The sequence below is a fragment of the uncultured Thiodictyon sp. genome (assembly GCF_903828115.1).
GTDB lineage: Bacteria > Pseudomonadota > Gammaproteobacteria > Chromatiales > Chromatiaceae > Thiodictyon.
Window position 1 is genome coordinate 1 of sequence record NZ_CAIKKU010000466.1, and the last position, 14506, is coordinate 14506.

A 14506-nucleotide genomic window follows, 5' to 3' on the forward strand; every position below is an offset into this window, starting at 1 on the left:
ACCCTGGCCGCCGAAGGCCCGGAGGCGCTACGCCCGATCCTGCGTCGGCTTGGCACCCGGTTGCAGGGTCCACGCTACGCGAGCCTGCGACGGGCGCTGACGGTCTGGTTCGCGCGGGTCTTGCTCCGGCGCCTGCTGCCAGGCGAGAATTTGCCGGAACTGCACGATTTAGGGGAGGTCGAAACCATGTTGGCCGAACACGTTGACGAGTGGACACAGAAGTGGATGCGGGAAGGCGAGCGGACGGGGAAGCTGGAAGGCAAGAGCGATGCGCTGAAACGCCTGCTCCGGGTCCGTTTTGGTGATCTGCCACCTTGGGCGCAGGCGCGTATCGACGCGGCGACCCTCGGCCAGTTGGACACCTGGCTGGACGGCATCTTCCAGGCCGCGACCCTGGATGTCCTGCTCGGCGGCCAGTCGCCGCAGTCGCGTCCACCCGCAGGTTGAGCGGTATTGGTGGGACCTAGCCCAGTGCCTCGGGCCGGACGGGGTATGCTCAAACCGGACGGGGTATGCCCCATCAACCGCGGCGGGACGGGGCATGCGCCCCGCCCCGAACGTTTGATCCGTGGCCGACCGTTGATTGGGCCGACAGGTTCGGAGAAAACGTTTCGGACGGGGCGAATGCCCCGTCCGGCCATTGCCGATGGCCCTTTCCCTGATTGAGCGTCATTCACTGGAGCGTTATTTACCCGAGCGACAGCAAACATCATGCCCTCACGCCGCGTGCCAGTGGACCTGAATGCTGGGACCTATTTCCTGACTCTCACGGTGCAGCGCTGGTATTACCTGTTCGACCGCCATCACCGCCGGCAGATCCTGGCCGACTCGATACGCTATTGCCGGGAGCACAAGGGTCTGGAACTCAACGACTATGTGGTCCATGCGGAATTTGATGGCCTCCACCGGGTCAGCAGCGCCGATGGGGTAGTGTCGATTCTCGTAAGCCTCAACCAACGTCACGAGCACCCTCCGCCCGGCGGCAGATCTCCCGGGTCAGGCCCGTGAAGATGACCTGATGGAAGGGCTCCATCGCGAGCCAGTACATGAGTCCCCAGACCCCGGCGGGGTGCCAGTAGGCGGTGGCGGTCAGCCGGGTGCGGCCCCCCGGCAGGGGCTCCAGCTCGAACTCCAGCACCCCGGCCCCGGGGGCGCGCAGGCCGAAGGTCATGGTCAGGCGCCGCTCGGGTTCCACCCCGATCACCTCCCAGGTGTCGATCCGATCGCCCACCCGCACCTGCGTGGGGTGGCGCCGGCCGCGGGCCAGCCCCCGGCCGCCGACCAGCCAGTCCATGGTCTCGCGGATGGTCCAGAGTGAATTCAGATAGTAATAGCGGTTGTCCCCGCCGATGGCGGCGACGACCGCCCACACCGCCGCCGCGGGGGCGGTGGTGACGGCGCTGCCGCCGGCGCGCTTGGCGTAATAGGCGTAGTCGAGTCGGCCTTGGCGCATGTTGAAGGCTCCTTCGGTCCAGCGGGCCAGGACCTGGGCGTTGCGTTCCGCCGCAAAGGCGGCATCGACCGATTCCCGGAAGTCGAGCAGGCGCTGCGGGACCAGTCGCCGCAGTTCTTCCGGGTTGGCGGTAAAGTCGTGCTTCAGGCCCTCGATCAGGGCGCGGGCTACGTTGGTGGGCACGGCGGTGACGAAGCGCAGCCAATAGGCCGAGAGCTTGGGGCTCAATACCGGTACCGGGATGATCCAGGGCGGGCGCCGGCCCGCCGCCTCTGCCAGGGTACGCATCATCTGGGCGTAGGTGAGCGTTTCCGGTCCGGCCGCGTCGAGGACCTGGTTGGCGGTCTCGGGCAGACCCGGGGCCAGTGTCAGGTATTCCAGCAGGTTGTCCAGCGCGATCGGGGGTGACTTGGCCGTGACCCACCGCGGCGTGATCATCACCGGCAGGTGGTAGACCAGGTCGCGCATGACCTCGAAGGCGGCCGAGCCCGGGCCGACGATGATCCCGGCCCGCAGTTCAGTGACCGGCACCGCGCCGCGGCGCAGTACCTCCCCGGTATCGCGGCGCGAGACGATGTGTTCACTCACGGCGTCCGCCGGCACCAGGCCGCCCAGGTAACAGATGCGCTCCACCCCGGCGGCGGCGGCCGCGGCGGCGAAGTTGGCCGCCGCCGTCAGGTCAAGCCGTCCGAAGTCCTTGCCGGCGCCCATGGAATGGACCAGATAGTAGGCGATGCTGACCCCGGCCAGGGCCGCGGGGAGGCTCGCCGGGTCGAGTGCGTCCGCCTCGACGATCTCCACCCCCGGCCAGCCGCGCGCCTCCAGGGTCTTGGGCTTGCGCGAGGAGACGCGCACCCGCGCCCCGGCCGCGAGCAGGCGCGGGACCAGATAGGTGCCGATGTAGCCGCTGGCGCCGAAGACGAGTCGCAGACGGGGGTCTTGGGAGAGTGGCATGGTGCGTCCGGGGGTTCGTGGCTGGAATGGGTCTGGAGCTGGCACGCGCGCTTAAGGCCCCACCGGCAGACTGGTGCGCTCCACCACCTGGCGCAGGACGAAACTTGAGTGTACGCCGCTGACCCCCTCGATGCGCGTGATCCGCTCCAGCAGCAGTTCCTGGTAGTGTGCCATGTCGCGCACCACCACCTTCAACTGGTAGTCCGCGTCCCTTCCGGTGAGCAGCAGGCACTCCAGGACCTCCGGCATGGCCGCGACCGCGGCGTCGAAGCCCGCAAACCGCTCCGGGGTGTGCCGGTCCATGGAGATGCTGAGGATGGCCACCAGGGTAAAGCCCAGTTGCCGGGCGTCCAGGAGCGCCCGATAGCCGAGGATGATCCCGGCCTCCTCCAGGGCGCGCACCCGCCGCAGGCAGGGCGAGGGGGACAGGCCGATGCGGTCGGCCAGGTCCTGGTTGCTCAGGCGGCCCTCGCGTTGCAGTTCTTCGAGGATGCGCCGGTCGTAGCTGTCCAGTTTCATAATTTTGCCGGGCTTTGGCGTTTGGGGGGTTTGTTGGGTCTCGTTGCACGGCAAAATTAGCAGAAAATTGCCTGGATGGCCCTATCCGGCATCAAGTTCGCAATCATCTTCCGCGCCTTGGGGCGTAGTATTTCCCCCATCAACCAGAGTTAGTACGTCAGTCCATTGTTGTCGTTGTCGTTGTCGTAATCGTAATCGGAGAAGCGATGCACTTTGGGGTACGAGAGAATCCGGCGCACTACGATAACCTCGATCACGACAACGACAACGACAACGACAACGACAACGACAACGACAACGACAACGACAACGAAAATGGCGCGATCGTACTTCCGTACTCCCTTACTTCCCCCCCCGGAGATGGCAATGACCCCCTTCGACCACCGCAAATACCGTCCGAGCCCGGTGCTCGCCATGCCGACGCGCCAGTGGCCTGACCGGACCATCCGGCAGGCCCCGATCTGGGCCAGCGTGGATCTGCGCGACGGCAACCAGGCCCTGCTGGAGCCCATGGGGCCGGCGCAGAAGCGGCGGCTCTGGCAGCTCCTGGTGCGCCTGGGCCTGAAGGAGATCGAGGTCGGCTTTCCGGCCGCCAGCGCGCCCGACTTTGACTTCGTGCGGCGCCTGATCGAGGAGGACCAGATCCCGGCGGATGTGACCATCCAGGTCCTGGTGCAGGCGCGCGAGGACCTGATCCGCCGCACCTTCGAGGCCCTGGACGGGGCCCCGCGGGCCATCGTCCATCTCTATAACAGCACCTCCCCGGTGCAGCGCGACTGGGTCTTCGGCAGTGACCGTGAGGGCGTGAAGGCGATTGCCGTCCAGGGCGCCCGCTGGGTGCGCGAGGCCGCCGCCCGCTACCCGGACACCCACTGGACCTTCCAGTATTCGCCGGAGAGCTTCACCGCCACCGAGCCGGACTATGCCCTGGAGGTCTGCGAGGCGGTGATCGACGAGTGGCAGCCGACCCCGGCGCACCCGGCGATCATCAATCTCCCGGCCACGGTGGAGGTGGCGAGCCCCAACCGCTTTGCCGATCAGGTGGAGTGGTTCGCGACCCATATCAGCCGGCGCGACTCCCTGATCCTCTCGGTCCACACCCACAACGACCGGGGCGGGGCCGTGGCCGCGGCGGAACTGGCCCTGCTCGCCGGGGCGGACCGGGTCGAGGGCACCCTGCTCGGCAACGGCGAACGCACCGGCAACATGGATTTGGTCACGCTCGCCATGAACCTCTACAGCCAGGGGATCGACCCAGGCCTTGACTTGAGTCACCCGGACGAGATCCTGACCGTGGTCGGCGAATGCACCGGGATCGTCACCCACCCCCGGCATCCCTGGGTGGGCGAACTGGTCTATACCGCCTTCTCCGGCAGTCACCAGGACGCTATTCGCAAGTGTCTGAAGCGCCAGGATGCGCAGACCCCCTGGCAGGTCGCCTATCTGCCCATCGACCCCTTGGACCTGGGGCGGACCTACCAGGAGGTGGTGCGGGTCAACAGCCAGTCCGGCAAGGGCGGGGTCGCCTTCATCATGGAGCGCGACTTCGGGCTCAACCTGCCCCGCTGGCTCCAGGTCGAACTGGCGCAACTGGTGCAGCGCGAGAGCGAGCGCCTGGGTGGGGAGGTCGAGGCGGCGGGGATCGAGCGCCTGTTCCGCGAGCACTTCGTGCGCGACCAGGGACCGCGGCGGCTGCTCGGCTACCGGCTGATCCGCAACGGGCACGACCATATCGAGGTGCGGCTCGGCGACGCTGTGGGTCAGCATACCCTGCGGGGGGAAGGTCAGGGGGCCATCGCCGCCTTCGTCTCCGCCTGGGTCGGCTTCGCGGGCCAGCGCGTGCAGGTGCTGGACTACCAGGAACACGCCATCGGCGAGGGCACCGATGCCGAGGCCGCCGCCTATGTGCTGCTCAATATCGACGGGGCGCGGGTGGCGGGGGCGGCGATCGACCGGGACGTGGTCGGGGCCTCGCTCAAGGCGGTGCTTTCGGCTTTGAACCGGATGGTGCCGGATGCGGTGCTGGGGGAGGCGCAGATCAGGCAGGCGGAGGCGGCCTAGGCGACCGGGGGCGCCGTACAGCGGTGCGGCGCCCGCATCCCCCGCGGATACTCAGTCGTGAGTGGCGTTCCGTTCGAGTCGATCCCCGAGGACTGCGTGCGCTCGGTCGGTCGGTTGACATCGCTTCACGTGTGCAGCACGGAGCCCGGTCGTGTGACCAGGAGTCAGCGCGCGCGTCCCAGTCGTGGGGTCCGCGGTCCGACCGGCCTTCTTCGATCTTCAGTCCTTGAGACGGCTTGCGGACCAGACAGACCATGGCTACAGTCTGATCAACCCAACCAGAAGGGAGCCGAACCCTGAAGACGCCTCAAACCCAGCAAGTCCCCAGCCCCGGTGCGCCCAATCACTGGCGGCTTCAGGACGCGAAGGCCCGCTTCATTATAGGGCGCCGCGTGCCCCTCAATCCCGTACTTTCGGGCCATACCGTCCACCAACCAACCGAGTTGCGGAACCTGGCCCAGCGTTCCCGCCAGTGCCTGCCACGAACACCTGCGAAGAAGCGACCCAACCTTGAGGGCTTTGCTCACGTTCCGGAATTCTCGGTCTCCCGCGCCGCCATCGAGAAACGCGGGATTGCGTTCATCGTACAGCAAGACTGCGTGCCCGTGAACGGGCGACGCGGTTGTTGCCCCACCCAGATCGCCTTGGCGGACACAAGCCGCGAGGACGTTCCTCACAAGCTGATAGGTCAACCGAAGCGGGCACTCAGGCTGATCGTCTTCGGAAGACCAATCGAATAAGGCGGGAACGTGATCCCAGTATCGCACGCCGATCGCTGTCAGCGAGCATCTTTCTATGCGACCGCGTTGCGGCGCGTAAGAACCATCGCAGTAGTCTCGACAGTAGTTCGCATCGTCCGGAGTCAACCGCGGGCGCGAACAGGACCCGACATCGGGTTCCGAGAGCTTGCACTCCACGGCGATACGATACCTGTGCGGCCCTTCGAACAAAACGTCAACGGAGGTGGGCCGGGGTTCGCCCAAGCAGTTGACTTCGTACTCGAGCTCAACCCGCAGCGGAAGATAATCAAGGAACGGCGACCCATCTTCGGTTTGGAGGCCCTCGAGTACGTGAACACAGCCAAGGAGATGGAGATTCCCGAAAACCGATTGGGCGAGGGCCTGTGAACTGGTCATGCTGCGAAACCAGCGATGCCGCCGTGATTGCGGGATGACGTTAGTCAATTGTGCCTTGTAATTCGAGTCTCCGGTGTTCGGGAACAGCAGATTGTGATTGGTATACTCACTCTTGAAAACCGGTGGTCGCGACGCCGAACGTTCGCCGTCGAGAAGTCCAACCAAGTCGGCGCTCTCGGCAAAATCCCAGAATCTGTCTATCAGTGCGGTCCGGTAATTCATCTCGGTTGGTTCCTCAATGGGTGAAAGCAACAACGGCAAGGCCGCGGAGAGAGCGATGAGCATCCGACGTAGAAGGCGAGCTTGCCCGCCATCTCTCGGACGCTGTTGGCGGGCGAGCGGGTTTCAAAGACCACCTGGGGCGCGATGCCGTCCTCCTCCCATTGCCGATAGGAGCTGCGCCGACCCTTGGGCCGACCGAATGACACCAGCACGTCCGGGGCAATGGGCCCGGCGATGCGGCGGTCGGGTACCGGGTACCGCGGTAGATCCCCGGCAACGAACACCTCCGGGCGGTCAGCGAACAGGATCTCCAGATTTTCCTTGATCTTGACCAGCCAGTCGTACTGTTGCGTTTCGTTCCTCGGCGCATTCGATGCGGGCTGCGATAAGCGTTCGGCGTCAGGGGTCCAGCCGGTGCTCCGCGATCTGCGCCCGCAGTTCCGCCAGCGTTTGCTCGGCCTGTCGGCGCGCCTGTGCCTGCGCATCGGCACGCTGTTCGGCCTCCCGTCTGGCCTGTGCCTCGGCTTCAACACGTTGTTCCGCTTCCCGTCTGGCTTGTGCCTCGGCCTCGGCACGCTGCGCCTGCGCCTCGGCACGCTGCCGGTCCTCCCGCCAACCGGGGAGTACGAAATCGGCATAGACCGGGTCGTCGCGCATCGCCTCGGACCTGGGTTGGGTGCACAGGTCGGCCAGGCGGAATTGCAGCCCGGGCAGCACCCGCGAGCGGATCACGCCGTCTTGCGGGGCGATGGGCACATAGAGCCCCGCGGGCGTACGGGTAAAGAATGACTGGCGCTCGGGCTCGCGGTGCAGGATGAAATACTCGCGCACGCCCCCGGCGGCGTACTCGGCCTTCTTGGTCACCAGGTCGCGCTCGAGGCCGCGGCGGTCCTGGTCCGACAGGGCCTCGACACAGAGGTCGAAGATGCCGTGATAGGAGGCATCCAGGGGCAACAAGGGTTGGGGGTTGTCGTTGCAAACGACGCCGAAGTCGGGTTTGCGGATGACGGTCCCGGTCGGCAGGGGCAGCCGGAAGCCCATGTCCAGGGCGACCATCCGGGCCATGGGTCGGTTTTCCAGGAAGTCTTCCAAGAGCCTGACGAACCAGGCATAGACCAGATAGGTCCCGTAGTCGGACACCGGCTTCTCCTCCAGACGACCGTTGTTCCACTCGTAACGGATGTCTGATTCCAGGTAATACTCCTGCCAATAGGTCTCCTCCGAGACCCGGAGTCCGTCCGCCGAGCGCGGCTCGACGGGCACCTGGGGGGCGCCCCCGGGCGGGCGGGCGACGGCGGGGGCCTGGTGCGCCGACGCGTCGCAGATGGCAGCGGTGGATGGGGACATCGCGACAAACCTTGCGTGGTGTATTGCCCGAATTGTAGCCTGGCACGCCTCAGTCCGCGGCGTCGTCCGGGTCCAGGCCTAAGGCCCGCAGACGCTCGGCCAGACGTTCGGCACGTTGCGACGATCGCTCGGCCCGTTCTGCCTCCCGTTCTGCCCGCGCCGCCTCACGCGCCGCCCGTCGGGCCAGTTCCACGGACGTGAGGAAGGGCGCCCCCGCGGGGTCGAAGAGGTCCAGGCCCGCGGGTGTCAGGGCGAAGCGCACCCCTAGACGCGGGCTGGTCCAGCCCCCGACATGGGCCATGGCGGCGAGTCGCCCCCCCTGGCGCAACCAGATGCGTAGCGTGTTCTCGGCCGGGTCGTAGACGTAATATTCCGCTACGCCGTAGAGGTCGTAGAAGGCGAGCTTGTCTGCCATCTCCTTGACGCTGTTGGAGGGCGAGCGAATTTCAAAGACCACCTGGGGCGCGATGCCGTCCTCCTCCCATTGCTTGTAGGAGCCGCGCCGACCCTTGGGGCGGCCGAATACCACCAGCACGTCAGGGGCAATGGGACCGGCCAGGCGGCGGTCCGGCACCGGGTACCACAAGAGATCCCCGGCAACGAATACGTCCGGGCGGTCGGCAAACAGGATCTCCAGATTTTCCTTGATCTTGACCAGCCAGTCGTACTGTTGGGTGTTTTCCGCCATGGATTGGCCGTCGCTTTCCGGATAGGGATCATCCGGGTCGATGTAGGACAGGGGGTTCATGGGCCGGCTCCGCGAGTGCGTCAGGGTGACGGGCAAGAGGTGGGCAAGGGCTACCGCCCGGGACCGAGTACGGCCTTGATGTTAGCCCAATTCGGGGACTGGGTCATGATGCCGCTGGTGCGTTCGGGCACGCGCTCTCTGCGGCCCAGCCGGTGATCTCGTGGGAGCGGCCTTGGTGCTCGCTGTAACGGACGCTGACTTCAGTGACGATCCACCCCTCAGTCCGCCGCGGCGTCCGGGTCTATCCCCAGTGCCAGCAGCCGCTTGGCCAGCCGCTCGGCGCGTTGCCGCTCCTGCTCGGCGCGCGCATCCGCCTGCTCGGCGCGTGCATCCGCCTGCTCGGCACGCGCATCCGCCCGCTCGGCACGCGCACCCGCTTGCTCGGCGCGCGCAGCCTCGCTGACCGCCCGTCTGGCCAGTTCCACGGACGACAGGAAGGGCCGCCCCGCGGGATCGAAGACCGTGAGGCCCGCGGCCGTCAGGGCGAAGCGCACCCCCAGACGCGGGCTGGTCCAGCCACCGACATGGGCCATGGCGGCGAGTCGCCCTGCCTGGCGCAGCCAGATGCGCAGCGCGTTCTCGGCCGGGTCGTAGACGTAATACTCCTCGACGCCGTAGAGGTCGTAGAAGGCGAGCTTGTCCGCCATCTCCTTGACGCTGTTGGAGGGCGAGCGAATTTCAAAGACTACCTGGGGCGCGATGCCGCCCTCCTCCCATTGCTTGTAGGAGCCGCGCCGGCCCTTGGGTCGGCCGAATGCTACCAGCACGTCCGGGGCAATGGGGCCGGCCAGGCGGCGGTCCGGCACCGGGTACCACAAGAGATCCCCGGCAACGAACACGTCCGGGCGGTCCGCAAACAGGATCTCCAGATTTTCCTTGATCTTGACCAGCCAGTCGTACTGTTGCGTGTTTTCCGCCATGGGTTGGCCGTCGCTTTCCGGGTAGGGGTCGTCTGGGTCGATATAGGACAGGGGGTTCATGGGCCGGCTCCGCGAGTGCGTCAGGGTGACGGGCAATGGGCAAGTGCAACCGCCCGGGACCGAGTGTGGCCTTGATGTTAGTCTCGGCGGGGGTGGCGGACAAGGTGGCGTCTTGCTCGTTGGCGCCATCAGTGATTGCCGACAGGTGTTGCCGCCGCCGGTTCTTATACTGCCGGATCAGCGGCAGCATATCCGCGGGGGGGCGATCTTCGGGTGACGATGGCGTCGCGGCGGTCGCCATCCGTCGGCGGGCGCATCTGGCGTGGACCGCGAGGTCGCTGGTCCGCACAGCGGACCCTACGGGGCTGCGGGGGCGACGGTCCGCACAGCGGACCCTACGGCGCACAGCCAATTCCCGAGGACCGCCGTGCGGATCGAACGCCGGTGGGAACGATGACGCAGGTCGGCCGCCCGCTCAACTCGACTCGCCGAAGATGTAGCCCAAGTCGATGTCGATGGACTCGAAGGGCGGGATGCGTGCCCGGGCCTGGGTCTCCGGCGGCCGATACGCGACCGAGAAACATACCCGGTAGCTGCCGCCGTCGAGTGCATAGACGATGAGGGTGCGGTCCTCCGGGGAGAGTATCCAGTAATAGGGGACGGCGGCACGCTGGAGCAGCAGCAGGTGGTGGACGGTGTCCTTGCGCTCATGGCCCGGGGAGAGGATCTCGCATACCCAGTCGGGGGGCAGGGTCATGACGCCGCTGGGGCGCTCGGGTACGCGTTCCTTGCGCCAGCCGGCGAGGTCATGAGCAGGGCATTGATGTTCGCTGTAGCGGACGCTGATCTCGCTGACGATCCACCAGCCGCCAGGGCCTCCAGCGCGTCGGAAAACCTGGACTTCATCGGACAGGGCCAGTTGGGCGAGACCGTGCTCGAAGCGCGCCATAGGGCGGCGGACGAGTTCGCCGTCGATCAGTTCGACGCGCTCATCGTCCGCTTCGATCAGGTCATCGACAGTCTGCAGCTTTAGGGCTTCCATCGACGGATTGCTCTTACCAGTGCGTTGTTCTTGGCATCTTAGCCGAGTTTGCAGCGCCATCCCTGGCGCCTGGGTCTTGTCAAGTAATGACGGTCGGCTCGGCCCGCCCGGTGCGCTCCTCGATCTGGGCAAGGTCCCGGGCGATCCGGATGAGCGGGGCCAGGGCGTCCTGGGGGTCCTGGTGGTGCTTGGTCGGGTCGGGTTCGTAGGACTCGACGTAGACCCGCAGCGTCGCGCCCTCGGTGCCGGTGCCGGAGAGGCGCAGCACGATGCGGGCGTCGCCCTCGAAACCGATGCGGATGCCCTGATGCTTCGACACGCTGCCGTCGATGGGGTCGGTGTAGGCGAAGTCGTCGGCATAGGCGACGGTATAGGTGCCCAGGCGTTTGCCGGGCAGGGCCGGGAGCAGGATGTTCAGGTGGTACACGAGCCCGGCGGCGGCCTCGGCGTTGACCGCCTCATAGTCGTGGCGGGTGTAGAAATTGCGCCCGAAGTGCCGCCAGTGCTCGGTGACGATCTCGGCCACTGACTGCTGGCGCACGGCGAGCAGGTTGAGCCAGAACAGCACCGCCCAGAGCCCGTCCTTCTCGCGCACATGGTCGGAGCCGGTGCCGAAGCTCTCCTCGCCGCACAGGGTGATGCGCCCGGCGTCCAGGAGGTTGCCGAAGAACTTCCAGCCGGTGGGGGTCTCGAAGGACTCGATCCCCATGGCCTCCGCGACCCGGTCGGCCGCCTGGCTGGTGGGCATGGAACGGGCGATGCCGCGGATACCGTCCTTGTAGCCCGGGGTCAGGTGGGCATTGGCCGCCAGGACCGCCAGGCTGTCGCTGGGGGTGACGAAGAATTCCTTGCCCAGGATCATGTTGCGGTCGCCGTCCCCATCGGACGCGGCGCCGAAGTCCAGACCGTCGGTGCCGTGACACAGGTGGACCAACTCTTGGGCGTGGGCCAGGTTGGGGTCCGGGTGGTGGCCGCCGAAGTCCGGCAGCGGCACGCCATTCATGACGGTGCCGGGCGAGGCGCCCAGGCGGTTTTCAAGGATCTCAATGGCATAGGGGCCGGTAACCGCGTGCATGGCGTCGAAGCGCAGGCGGAAGAGCCCGGAGTTGAAGAGCGCCTCGATGGCGCCGAAGTCGAACAGTGACTCCATCAGGGCCGCATAGTCCGCCACCGGGTCGATGACCTCGACCTGCATGGGGCCGATCTGCACGGTGCCGAGCTGGTCCAGGTCGGTGTCCGGGCAGTCCAGGCTGCGATAGGTGTCGATGGTCTGGGTGCGGGCGAACATCGCCTCGGTGACCGACTCGGGCGCCGGTCCGCCGGAGGCGACGTTGAACTTGATCCCGAAGTCCTCCTCCGGCCCGCCCGGGTTGTGGCTGGCGGAGAGCACGATCCCGCCCTGGGTCTTGTACTTGCGGATGAGGCAGGAGACCGCCGGGGTGGAGAGGATGCCGCCCTGGCCTACCAGCACCCGGGCGACGCCGTTGGCGGCGGCCATGCGCAGGATGGTCTGGATCGCCTCGCGGTTGTAGTAGCGGCCGTCACCGCCGACCACCAGGGTGCCGCCGGCGAGCGCGTCCTGGGTGTCGAAGATCGACTGGACGAAGTTTTCCAGGTAATGCGGCTGCGCGAAGACCCGGACCTTCTTGCGCAGCCCCGAGGTCCCTGGGCGTTGCCCCGCGAAGGGCGTGGTTTTGATCGTTTTCGGCTCCATGGTCAACCCCTTGATTGTCGGTGTGATGGCCTACATTGATGCGGTTCGGGTCGCGCGGCCGCCGCGCACTCGTGCGGCGCACCCGCGGCCACGGCGGGAAGTCGGGATTGTAGCCCCGGGACGGCGTGCGACAATAACACCGTCGGCGTTGCGCGTGTCGTCGGACGCCCCTTAAGTCCCGCCGAACGGCGTCAGGCCGACGTAGGGTGCGCCGTGCGCACCTGCTGCGTCACGCCGTGGCACCGGGATGTCGATCGGCGCAGACCGCAGACCCGGCCGCCATGACACGGCGACCGCCCGGTGCGCACGGCGCACCCTACGACTTTCGGTTTGTCGGCAGGCCAGGGGGCCCCGGCGAACACTCACAGATCGATTTTTCAAAGAGGTAGACAAACGTATGACTGTCGAAGCGCATAAGGAAACACTGGAGTTCAAGGCGGAGGTGAGCCAGGTCCTGGATCTCGTCATCCGTTCACTCTATTCGAACAAGGAGATCTTCCTGCGCGAGCTGATCTCCAACGCCTCGGACGCGGCGGAGAAGCTGCGGTTCGAGGCCCTGAGCGACGATGGGCTCTACGAGGGCGACGGGGGCGAACTGCGCATCCGCGTGACGGTGGACAAGGAGGCCGGGACCCTGACCGTGTCGGACAACGGCATTGGCCTGAGCCGCCAGGAAATCGTGGAGACCATCGGCAGCATCGCCAGTTCCGGCACCAAGCGTTTCTTCGAGAAGCTGACCGGCGATCAGGCCAAGGACAGCCAGCTCATCGGCCAGTTCGGGGTCGGCTTCTACTCGAGCTATATCGTCGCCGACCGGGTGACGATCGTCTCGCGCCGCGCCGGTCTCGGCGCCGAACACGGGGTGCACTGGGAGTCCGACGGACGCGGCAGCTACACCCTGGAGACGGTGGAGCGGGCCGCCCGCGGCACCGACGTGACCCTGCACCTGAAGGAGGACGAGAAGGAATTCCTGGACCCCTGGCGGCTGCGCTCCATCATCAGCAAGTTCTCCGACCACATCGCCTTGCCGGTCGAGATGCTCAAAGACGCCGATGAGGGTCCGGAGGGCGACGAGGCCGAAGCGGGCGAGGACAAGCCCAAGGACAAGGGTCCCGTCTGGGAGAAGGTCAACCGCGGCACGGCGCTGTGGATGCGCAACAAGGCCGACGTGACCGAGGAGGAATACCAGGAGTTCTACAAGCACCTCTCCCACGACTATGACCCGCCGCTCGCCTATGTCCACAACCGGGTCGAGGGCACCAACGAGTACACCACCCTGCTCTTCGTCCCCTCCAAGGCGCCCTGGGACCTCTGGGACCGGGACCAGAAGCACGGTATCAAGCTCTATGTGCGCCGTGTCTTCATCCTGGACCAGGCGGACAAGCTGCTCCCCCACTACCTGCGCTTCGTCAAGGGCGTGGTGGACTCCGATGACCTGCCGCTCAACGTCTCGCGCGAACTGCTCCAGCACAACCGCAAGATCGACACCATCCGCCAGGCCAACACCAAGCGCATCCTGGGCCTGCTGGAGACCCTGGCCACGGACGAGCCGGAAAAATATGCCGAGTTCTGGAAAGAATTCGGCCGCGTGATCAAGGAGGGTCCGGCGGAGGACTTCGCCAACCGCGAACGCCTGGGCGGCCTGCTGCGCTTCTCCACCACCCACGGTGAGGGTGAGGCCCAGACCGAGACCCTGGACGGCTATGTCGAGCGGATGAAGGAGGGTCAGGACAAGATCTATTTCATCACCGCCGACAGCCCCGCCGCCGCCCGCCACAGCCCGCACCTGGAGGTCTTCCGCAAGAAGGGCGTGGAGGTCGTGCTGCTGTCCGACCGGGTGGACGAGTGGCTGGTCAACCACCTGCACGAATACAAGGGCAAGCATCTGCAGTCGGTGACCAAGGGCGACCTGGACCTGGGGAGCCTGGCGGACGCCGAGGAAAAGGCCAAGACCGAGCAGGCGGCCAAGGAACACGGCACCCTGCTGGAGCGCCTCAAGACCGCGCTCGGCGAGCGGGTGGACAAGGTGCGCCCGAGCGCCCGCCTGGTCGACTCCCCGGCCTGCCTGGTCGTGGGTGAGTACGACATGAGTGCCAACCTGGCCCGGGTGCTGAAGGCGGTCGGCCAGGACGCCCCGGTGCAGCGCCCGACGCTGGAGGTGAACCTGGACCACCCCCTGGTCAAGCGCCTGGAGACGGAGGAGGACGAGACCCGCTTCGCGGACCTGGGCCTGATCCTGTTCGATCAGGCGCAACTCGCCGAGGGCGGTCAGTTGGATGACCCGGCCGCCTTCGTCGGGCGGCTCAACAGCCTGATGATGAACGTACTGCTGTCCGGGCGCTGAGCCCCGCCGGGCGCGCCGCACCCGGTGCGGCGCGACCCGGGTCGGC

General features: G+C 66.6%; 12 protein-coding genes and 1 pseudogene. 4 read left to right on the forward strand and 9 right to left on the reverse strand.

The window, feature by feature from the left end; genetic code table 11:
• Together QZY48_RS17080 and QZY48_RS17085 are read left to right on the forward strand one after the other, a co-directional pair.
• Positions 1-447, forward strand: a 447-nt coding sequence (locus QZY48_RS17080; RefSeq protein WP_295433162.1) for a hypothetical protein, incomplete at its 5' end; no start/stop codon positions are given.
• A 264-nt stretch (positions 448-711) separates the two neighbouring features.
• Positions 712-1008, forward strand: coding sequence for a hypothetical protein (locus tag QZY48_RS17085; protein WP_295433165.1), 297 nt, complete (start codon positions 712-714; stop codon positions 1006-1008).
• Here the strand turns inward: QZY48_RS17085 and QZY48_RS17090 are convergent.
• Complete coding sequence (locus QZY48_RS17090; protein WP_295433168.1) at positions 950-2407, reverse strand: DUF2867 domain-containing protein; 1458 nt, start codon at positions 2405-2407, stop codon at positions 950-952. The genes QZY48_RS17085 and QZY48_RS17090 overlap by 59 nt on opposite strands.
• 51 nt (positions 2408-2458) lie before the next feature.
• On the reverse strand, positions 2459-2926 hold the full coding sequence (locus QZY48_RS17095) for an Lrp/AsnC family transcriptional regulator (RefSeq protein WP_295433170.1): 468 nt from the start codon (positions 2924-2926) through the stop codon (positions 2459-2461).
• 366 nt (positions 2927-3292) lie between these two features.
• Here QZY48_RS17095 and leuA point away from each other — a divergent pair, with 366 nt between their 5' ends.
• The gene (leuA, locus tag QZY48_RS17100; protein WP_295433195.1) at positions 3293-4987 is read left to right on the forward strand and encodes a 2-isopropylmalate synthase; all 1695 of its coding nucleotides are present in this window, start codon (positions 3293-3295) and stop codon (positions 4985-4987) included.
• 269 nt (positions 4988-5256) lie between these two features.
• Here the strand turns inward: leuA and QZY48_RS17105 are convergent, their stop codons facing one another.
• The 7 genes and pseudogenes from QZY48_RS17105 to QZY48_RS17135 form a co-directional block, all read right to left on the reverse strand.
• The gene (locus QZY48_RS17105; protein WP_295433197.1) at positions 5257-6408 is read right to left on the reverse strand and encodes a hypothetical protein; all 1152 of its coding nucleotides are present in this window, start codon (positions 6406-6408) and stop codon (positions 5257-5259) included.
• Between the two features lie 5 nt (positions 6409-6413).
• Positions 6414-6680 (reverse strand): annotated as a pseudogene (locus tag QZY48_RS17110) (Uma2 family endonuclease); the annotation flags it as partial.
• Between the two features lie 64 nt (positions 6681-6744).
• Entirely contained in the window at positions 6745-7692 is a 948-nt protein-coding gene (locus QZY48_RS17115; protein WP_295433172.1) for a Uma2 family endonuclease, read from the reverse strand.
• 49 nt (positions 7693-7741) lie between these two features.
• Entirely contained in the window at positions 7742-8440 is a 699-nt protein-coding gene (locus QZY48_RS17120; protein WP_295433175.1) for a Uma2 family endonuclease, read from the reverse strand.
• Between the two features lie 218 nt (positions 8441-8658).
• The gene (locus tag QZY48_RS17125; protein ID WP_295433177.1) at positions 8659-9420 is read right to left on the reverse strand and encodes a Uma2 family endonuclease; all 762 of its coding nucleotides are present in this window, start codon (positions 9418-9420) and stop codon (positions 8659-8661) included.
• Between the two features lie 415 nt (positions 9421-9835).
• Positions 9836-10402 carry a Uma2 family endonuclease gene (locus QZY48_RS17130; protein WP_295433180.1) on the reverse strand — a complete coding sequence of 189 codons (567 nt, stop codon included), beginning with the start codon at positions 10400-10402 and terminating at the stop codon, positions 9836-9838.
• A gap of 79 nt (positions 10403-10481) precedes the next feature.
• On the reverse strand, positions 10482-12116 hold the full coding sequence (locus QZY48_RS17135; RefSeq protein ID WP_295433182.1) for an alpha-D-glucose phosphate-specific phosphoglucomutase: 1635 nt from the start codon (positions 12114-12116) through the stop codon (positions 10482-10484).
• Between the two features lie 397 nt (positions 12117-12513).
• Between QZY48_RS17135 and htpG the strand changes: the two genes are divergently transcribed.
• The gene (gene htpG, locus QZY48_RS17140; protein WP_295433185.1) at positions 12514-14460 is read left to right on the forward strand and encodes a molecular chaperone HtpG; all 1947 of its coding nucleotides are present in this window, start codon (positions 12514-12516) and stop codon (positions 14458-14460) included.
• Positions 14461-14506 lie beyond the last annotated feature (46 nt).

Bases quoted from the DNA above. Each gene is read 5' to 3' on its own strand.
- QZY48_RS17130 (WP_295433180.1), bottom strand. From the start codon at position 10,402: ATGGAAGCCCTAAAGCTGCAGACTGTCGATGACCTGATCGAAGCGGAC.
- QZY48_RS17095 (WP_295433170.1), bottom strand. From the start codon at position 2,926: ATGAAACTGGACAGCTACGACCGGCGCATCCTCGAAGAACTGCAACGC.
- htpG (WP_295433185.1), top strand. From the start codon at position 12,514: ATGACTGTCGAAGCGCATAAGGAAACACTGGAGTTCAAGGCGGAGGTG.
- QZY48_RS17105 (WP_295433197.1), bottom strand. From the start codon at position 6,408: ATGCTCATCGCTCTCTCCGCGGCCTTGCCGTTGTTGCTTTCACCCATT.
- QZY48_RS17085 (WP_295433165.1), top strand. From the start codon at position 712: ATGCCCTCACGCCGCGTGCCAGTGGACCTGAATGCTGGGACCTATTTC.
- QZY48_RS17135 (WP_295433182.1), bottom strand. From the start codon at position 12,116: ATGGAGCCGAAAACGATCAAAACCACGCCCTTCGCGGGGCAACGCCCA.
- QZY48_RS17120 (WP_295433175.1), bottom strand. From the start codon at position 8,440: ATGAACCCCCTGTCCTACATCGACCCGGATGATCCCTATCCGGAAAGC.
- QZY48_RS17090 (WP_295433168.1), bottom strand. From the start codon at position 2,407: ATGCCACTCTCCCAAGACCCCCGTCTGCGACTCGTCTTCGGCGCCAGC.
- QZY48_RS17115 (WP_295433172.1), bottom strand. From the start codon at position 7,692: ATGTCCCCATCCACCGCTGCCATCTGCGACGCGTCGGCGCACCAGGCC.
- leuA (WP_295433195.1), top strand. From the start codon at position 3,293: ATGACCCCCTTCGACCACCGCAAATACCGTCCGAGCCCGGTGCTCGCC.
- QZY48_RS17125 (WP_295433177.1), bottom strand. From the start codon at position 9,420: ATGAACCCCCTGTCCTATATCGACCCAGACGACCCCTACCCGGAAAGC.